The following is a 6,538-nucleotide window of genomic DNA, read 5'->3' as shown; positions in this document are numbered from 1 at the left end:
GGGTTGTGCACCATGCAGGCGCCATGCCCGTCACCCTCGCCATCGCCGTTGCCGATGAGCACATAGCTGCCTGGCACCTGTTCGAGCATGAAGGCGAAGTCTTCACTGCCCGTGAGCGCACGTCCCTGGCGAACGGTCTTGTCCGGGCCCACCAGTTCTTCAGCCACATCGCGTGCAAAGTCGGTTTCGGCCAGATGGTTCACCAGCACGGGGTAGCCGCGCTGGTAGTCGATCTCGGCGCTGATGCCGTAACTTTGGGCTTGCGCATGGACCAGTTCGGTGATGCGTTGTTCAAGCAGCACGCGCACATCGCGGTCCAGCGAGCGCACACTTAAGCGCAGGGTGGCGGTCTGCGGGATCACATTGTTGGCCACCCCCGCATTGAACGCGCCCACCGTGATGATGGCCATTTTTTGCGGATCGATGTTGCGCGCCACGATGCTTTGCAGACCCATAACGATGGCCGACCCAGCCACCACCGGGTCTGCGGCCACATGCGGCATGGCGCCGTGTCCACCCTTGCCATGCAAGGTGATGGTCACGTTGTCTGACGATGCCATGGCCGGGCCATCGCGCAAGACCAGGTGACCCTGCGCTTGCCCCGGCATGTTGTGCATGGCGTAGATGGCGTCACACGGGAACTGAGTGAACAGGCCGTCTTCCATCATTTTTTTGGCGCCGCCTAAGCCTTCTTCGGCAGGCTGAAAAATCAGGTTGACCGTACCGGAAAAAACGCCTTGTTGTGCAATGTGCTTAGCCGCTGCCAGCAGCATGGCGGTGTGACCGTCATGGCCGCAGGCATGCATGATGCCCACGTTGCAGCTGGCATAGGGCAAGCCGGTGGCTTCGTCGATGGGCAAGGCGTCCATGTCGGCACGGATGCCGATGCTTTTGCTGCCCGTGCCCTTTTTGATCTGGCCTACCAGGCCAGTGCCGCCTAGACCGCGCGTGACCTGGTAGCCCCAGGTGCTCAGTTGCTCTGCCACCAAGTCGCTGGTGCGGTATTCCTTGTAGCCCATCTCCGGGTGCTTGTGGATATCTTGGCGTACCGCGATGAATTCATCGGCCTGTGCATGCAGGGCTTGCAGTTTGTCGTGCAAAAAAGCCTCGCTGGGAGCGTTCATGAACTGACCTCTTGTGATGAGAATGGTTTATTGAGGTTGCAGGTTAATCGATTTGGCGATGGCGCGATAGCGTTCGATTTCGCTTTGGTACACACGGGCCAGTTCGGCCGGGGTGCGTGAAGGCAAGAGCATGTTGCCACTGCCTTCCAGTGCCTTGCGGGTTTCGGACACTTCTGCCGCCGCATAGAAAGCCTTGTTCAGCGTGTTGACCACGGCGTCCGGGGTGTTCTTGTGCACTTGCACACCGGCCCAGATGTCAAAATCCATGGCTTCCATGCCCTTCATGGCCGCCATAGCGGGGAACTGCTTGAACAAGGCGTGCGGGGTTTTGGAGGTCACGGCCAGGCCCTGGATTTTGCCGTCCAAGAGGGTGGCGGGGATGGAGCCGGCCATGGGCAGAAAAGCCATGTCGATCTGGCCTCCCATCAGGTCGGACAGCAGGGGTGCAATGCCCTTGTAGGGGACGTGCAGCATCTGGATCTTGGTGATTTGAGAGAATTTTTCGCCAATCAGGTGGTACAGCGAACCGGGACCCACGCTGCCATAGCTCAGTGGCTTGTCTGTGCTTTTGCGTGCCAGCGCCAGAAGTTCGTCCACGGTCTTGACGTTGAGCGAGTTGCGCACAGCCAAGATGGTGTTGGTGGTGGCAAATTGCGCAACCAATTTGAAGTCTTCAGATTTGTACTTGACGCCCTGAATGGCCATCGGGGCCAGCACCAGCTCCATGGGGCTGCCCAAGCTCAGGGTGTAGCCGTCGGCCGGTGCATTCACCAATTTGGCCATGCCGATCGCACCACCAGCACCGCCGATGTTTTCGATGATCATGGTCTGACCCAATTTGGCCGCTGCGTCGGGTTGAAGCTTGCGTGCAAAAAAGTCAGAGGGGCCACCGGCCGGGTAGGGCACGATCAGGCTGATGGTTTTGGCGGGGTAGGTTTGCGCCCAGGCGGGGCCGAAAGCGCTGGCAGCGACAAGCAGGGCGCCGAAAAGGGTTTTGAGGTTCATGTTGTCTCCTGTTGGATGTTGAGTTCTGAATGGTCCGAAAACCATGCCCGAATCGTAAGAAGCCAAAATTCATGTGTCCAATGACTTATTTTTGTGATTTACATTCGTAAAATGAATGAATGAACCTCAAGCACCTGGCGCATTGGTTGGCCTTGGCCGAAACTGGCTCGTTCAGCCGGGCCGCCGAAAAGCTGCACATTACCCAGTCCGCGCTCAGCCGCAGCATTCAGGTGCTGGAGGACGAACTGGGCGGACCCTTGGTGGACCGTGTGGGCAAAAAGAACGAAATGACACCTTTGGGTGTGTCCGTGCTGGAGCGTGCCCGGCGCATCGTGCATGAGGCGCAAGAACTCAAACAGGGGGCTGCCTTGCTGCAGCAAGGCGGTATGGGCAAGCTGCGTGTGGGGCTGGGCTCGGGACCTGGGGCCATGCTGATGACGCCCTGGCTGCAGTACATGGCCGAGCACCACCCCTCGGTGCAGGTGACCGTGTCCAGGGGGTCGACCGAGTTGCAGTTGATGCAGCTGCGAGAGCGGCAACTGGATGCCTTGGTGGTCGATGTGAGGCGGGTGGCGGCAGCGACTGACCTGAACATGGCACACATCGTCGAGATGCGCGCTGGGTTTGTGTGTCGCGCAGGGCACCCGATCCTCAGCCTGCACCCGGCTAAGGTGCCATTCGATGCCGTGTTGGCCTATCCGGTGGCATCGACCCCGCTGTCACAAGAGGTGGCCCGCATTCTGGTGGACCATTACGGCCCTCGCGCCAACCCGGCACAGATGACCACCTTGCAGTGTGAAGAAATTGCCAGCCTGATCGATGTGGTGCGGCAGACCGATGCGATCTACCTCGGTATCCTGGGCGCGGCGCGGCTCGGCCTGGCCGATGGTTCGCTGGTCGAGCTGGCGCTGGACCCGCTGTTTAGCGGCGGGGCGCGGCTGGCGCTGGTCACGCTGGCAGGCCGCACCGAGTTGCCGGTCATGGCGGTGTTCAGGGCATTTGTAAGCACTCGACTGGGCGATTGAAGGCAGCAAGGAATGAACATGCAAGAGTGGTGGGCACCCCTGGGTGTGGTTTTGTTGGGCTACACCGTACTGGGGCTGACAGGCTTTGGTTCGGCCTTGGTGGTGGTGCCCTTGCTGGCTTGGCATTGGCCATTGCCTGAAGTGGTTGCGCTGACCTTGTTGATGGATGTGCCCGCATCGATGCTGCACAGTGGCCTGAACTGGCGACAGGTGCAATGGCGTGAGTTGCGCAGTCTGCTCCCGGGCATGGTGTTGGGCACGCTGGTCGGGTTGTGGCTGATGCAACACATGAACACCCAGTGGCCCCTGTTGATGCTGGGTATTTATGTGGCGGGCGTGGGCATCCATGCCCTGCGCCCCAAGGCTGCGTTGGCCCAGCCCAAGCCAATAATCTGGGCTTGGCCTGTGGGCGGAGCGATTGGCTTGGTCGAACTTCTTTTTGGCACGGCTGGCCCCCTGGTGGTGGCCTGGCTCAGTCAACGTCTGGCCGACGTGCAGCACATGCGGGCCAGCACGCCCATGATCATTGCGACTGCCGCAACCACCGTGTTGGCCGGCATGGCGTGGGAGGGGCGTTTGGCAAGTGAGGTGCTGTGGCAGCGTTGGGCGGCGTTGATTGGCCTGGCATTGACCGGCGTTTGGTTGGGCCATCGCTTGGCGCACCGTGTGCCTGTGGCCAAACTGCGCCAGATCATTTGCGCCTTGCTGGTGGTCAGCGGTCTGATGCTGGCGCTGGGGGCCTTGCGCTAAGCCTTTTTGCTAGAAATCTGGCCGCATCACCCGCTCTTCACTGCGGCCCGCGGCTGATTGAAGCCAGCGGGCCGAAGGGTGCATGGTTTCAAAGCCATGGACGCCCTTCAAGCCAGAGGCGACAAAGTCCGGAGCCGGCTCACATCAGCAGGTGTTCGCCCGCGTTGTCGCCACCCAAAGTCACATAGTTCACTTTGCGGATGTCCATCAGCTTGGTGCCGCCGGAATAGCTGATCGAGCTTTGCACGTCCTGCTCCATTTCGATCAGGGTGTTGGCCAGCGTGCCCTTGATCGGCTCCAGAATGCGCTTGCCTTCAACGTGCTTGTATTCGCCCTTGTTGAAGTCGCTGGCTGAGCCGTAATATTCCTTGAACAATTCGCCATCGACCTCGACAGTTTTCCCTGGCGACTCCTCGTGGCCGGCAAACAGCGAGCCGATCATGACCATGCTGGCACCAAAGCGGATGCTCTTGGCGATGTCGCCGTGGCTGCGGATGCCCCCGTCGGCGATGATGGGTTTGGTGGCCACGCGGGCACACCATTTGAGCGCTGACAATTGCCAGCCGCCTGTGCCAAAACCGGTCTTGAGCTTGGTGATGCAGACCTTGCCCGGGCCCACGCCCACTTTGGTGGCGTCAGCACCCCAGTTTTCCAGATCGATCACGGCTTCGGGCGTGGCCACGTTGCCCGCGATCACAAAGCTGGTGGGCAGTTTGGCCTTGATGTAGCTGATCATGTCGCGCACGCTGTCGGCATGGCCGTGGGCGATGTCGATGGTGATGTATTCGGGGATCAGGCCTGATGCGGCCAGTTCATCCACGGTGGCGCGGTCAGGGGCTTTCACGCCCAGCGAAATCGAGGCATAAACGCCTTGGGCGTGCATGGCACGCACAAACTTCACGTTGTCCAGGTCAAACCGGTGCATCACGTAAAAGTAATTGTTTTTGCCCATCCAGGTGCAAATCGATTCGTCGACCACCGTTTTCATGTTGGCAGGCACCACCGGCAGGCGGAATTTGCGGCCGCCCAGTTCTACACTGGCATCGCACTCGGAACGGCTTTCTACGCGGCACTTGCGTGGCAAAAGCAGGATGTTGTCGTAGTCAAAAATTTCCATGAGAAAACCAAGCTCCAAAAAAGGATTCGTTGAAAGAACGAGTGAGCGCTTGGCTTGGCCGGTTTTTTAGCCCCTGAAACAAACCCGTTGCAGGTTCAGGGCAAAAAAAACCGGGCGCAAGAATCTTGGGCCCGGTGGTTGATTCTACCCGTGTTGAAAGGCAGGCTGCTTTGGCTGCTGTAACCCAACTTCAAGGGTGTGCAAGCTCCGAAGGGGGCAGTGCCGGTTTGGTGGCCAGCATGAAGGACAGTGAACCCAGGGCTGCCAGCAAAGCCAGCAGGCTAAAACCCAGTCGGTAATCGCCCGTGAGGTCGGCCAACACGCCGGCAATCATGGGCCCGGCAATTTGCCCCAGCGCGATGATAGCCGCCGACAGGCCCAGAATCAGGCCGATCGCGTTGCGCCCGAAATAATCGGCCCGGATGGCCTGCATGAAGGGGCCCCGCAAGCCCCAGGCAATGCCATGGAACACCCCAAAGGCCACCAGTGCGGCCATGTGGGTGGCATAGGTCAGGCACAGCATGCCGATGCCGTGGGCCAGCATGCACAGGGCAGCGACTTTTCTTTTGTCAAACCAGTCGCCCATGCCAGCGCCCAGCAGCACCCCGGCCAGTTGGCCAAAGGTCATGATCAGGATCACCCAACTGGCGGTGGTGACGCTGTACCCCAGCCCTTCTTTCATGTGGCTGATGGCGTGCACGTTCACGGCAGACACCACCAGCAAGGCCAAGCCGTGGCCGATTGCCAGCATCCAGAAGGCCCGGGTGCGCAAGGCTTGCGCCACGGTGAATTCGATTTGAGCGGGGGCCGGAGCTCGGCCTTCGGCCAGGTTGGCAGCGGCTGCGTGAGCTGGGTCGATGCCATCGACGTGTTCCCCATGGTCTTCTGGGCGTCGGCGGATGATGCCGGCCATGGGCAAGCCGGTCAGCAAGACCAGCACGCCCGAACCCGCGGCCGTGGCCCGCCAGCCCCACTGTTGCATCGACCAGGCCATGAGTGGCACCACCAGCCCGCCCATGGCCAAGCCCAGGCTCATGATGGACAAGGCACGGGCGCGGAATTTTTCGAACCACTGCACCAATGCCACCGACAGCGGAAAGTAGCCCCCCAGGCTGGCACCGATGGCCATCAAGATGGCGCTCGCATAAAAGCTGCCCACGCTGTCGACCTGGCTGAGCAGCAGCAAACCTGCAGCGAAAAGTACCATGCCCCAGCGGATCATTTTTTGCGGACCCATCCTGTCCATCATCCAGCCCAGTACCGGGCCGATGATGGCCGCTTCGACCGACTGCAGGGCCGCTGCGCCCGACAAGGTGGTTTTGCTCCAGCCCATTTCGTCAGACAAGACGGCGATGTAAAGGCCCAGGGCCTGCGTGAGAAAGGCGGCCAGTAAAAACTGAATGCCACAGGCCGCGCCCACCATGCGCCAACCATAAAAAAGCTTCATTCAGCGGACCTCGGCGGCTTGCAGCACAAGCCCAAGCGGCCGGCGCTGTGCCAGCCTTCGTGCCACTCAG

The 6,538-nt window shown here is 60.5% G+C and carries 6 protein-coding genes; 2 read left to right on the top strand and 4 right to left on the bottom strand.

Translation table 11 applies throughout. From position 1 onward, the window contains the following. Both ACIQ3A_RS06505 and ACIQ3A_RS06500 read right to left on the bottom strand, forming a co-directional pair. Positions 1-1,124 (bottom strand): M20 aminoacylase family protein (locus ACIQ3A_RS06505; protein WP_396430937.1); only part of this gene is annotated, 1,124 nt, incomplete at its 3' end. A 27-nt stretch (positions 1,125-1,151) separates the two neighbouring features. Continuing rightward, on the bottom strand, positions 1,152-2,129 hold the full coding sequence (locus tag ACIQ3A_RS06500) for a Bug family tripartite tricarboxylate transporter substrate binding protein (RefSeq protein WP_396430936.1): 978 nt from the start codon (positions 2,127-2,129) through the stop codon (positions 1,152-1,154). Between the two features lie 119 nt (positions 2,130-2,248). Here ACIQ3A_RS06500 and ACIQ3A_RS06495 point away from each other — a divergent pair, with 119 nt between their 5' ends. Both ACIQ3A_RS06495 and ACIQ3A_RS06490 read left to right on the top strand, forming a co-directional pair. Beyond that, positions 2,249-3,154, top strand: a complete 906-nt coding sequence (locus ACIQ3A_RS06495; RefSeq protein ID WP_396430935.1) for a LysR family transcriptional regulator — start codon at positions 2,249-2,251, stop codon at positions 3,152-3,154. A gap of 18 nt (positions 3,155-3,172) precedes the next feature. Then, the gene (locus tag ACIQ3A_RS06490) at positions 3,173-3,904 is read left to right on the top strand and encodes a sulfite exporter TauE/SafE family protein (protein ID WP_396430934.1); all 732 of its coding nucleotides are present in this window, start codon (positions 3,173-3,175) and stop codon (positions 3,902-3,904) included. Between the two features lie 139 nt (positions 3,905-4,043). On the opposite strand, the gene ACIQ3A_RS06485 is transcribed toward ACIQ3A_RS06490, so the two are convergent. Together ACIQ3A_RS06485 and ACIQ3A_RS06480 are read right to left on the bottom strand one after the other, a co-directional pair. Next, the gene (locus tag ACIQ3A_RS06485) at positions 4,044-5,021 is read right to left on the bottom strand and encodes a GMP reductase (protein ID WP_396430933.1); all 978 of its coding nucleotides are present in this window, start codon (positions 5,019-5,021) and stop codon (positions 4,044-4,046) included. A 190-nt stretch (positions 5,022-5,211) separates the two neighbouring features. Beyond that, positions 5,212-6,468: an MFS transporter gene (locus tag ACIQ3A_RS06480; protein WP_396430932.1), complete on the bottom strand. Its 1,257-nt coding sequence runs from the start codon at positions 6,466-6,468 to the stop codon at positions 5,212-5,214. Positions 6,469-6,538 lie beyond the last annotated feature (70 nt).

The sequence above is a fragment of the Limnohabitans sp. genome, from assembly GCF_044361985.1.
Taxonomy (GTDB): domain Bacteria; phylum Pseudomonadota; class Gammaproteobacteria; order Burkholderiales; family Burkholderiaceae_C; genus Limnohabitans_A.
The sequence above is the reverse complement of the archived record's forward strand: the minus strand, read 5'-3'. Positions and strand labels throughout refer to the sequence as shown.

Excerpts from the sequence above, each read along its gene's own strand:
- ACIQ3A_RS06500 (WP_396430936.1), bottom strand. The coding sequence starts at position 2,129 with ATGAACCTCAAAACCCTTTTCGGCGCCCTGCTTGTCGCTGCCAGCGCT.
- ACIQ3A_RS06495 (WP_396430935.1), top strand. The coding sequence starts at position 2,249 with ATGAACCTCAAGCACCTGGCGCATTGGTTGGCCTTGGCCGAAACTGGC.
- ACIQ3A_RS06490 (WP_396430934.1), top strand. The coding sequence starts at position 3,173 with ATGCAAGAGTGGTGGGCACCCCTGGGTGTGGTTTTGTTGGGCTACACC.
- ACIQ3A_RS06485 (WP_396430933.1), bottom strand. The coding sequence starts at position 5,021 with ATGGAAATTTTTGACTACGACAACATCCTGCTTTTGCCACGCAAGTGC.
- ACIQ3A_RS06480 (WP_396430932.1), bottom strand. The coding sequence starts at position 6,468 with ATGAAGCTTTTTTATGGTTGGCGCATGGTGGGCGCGGCCTGTGGCATT.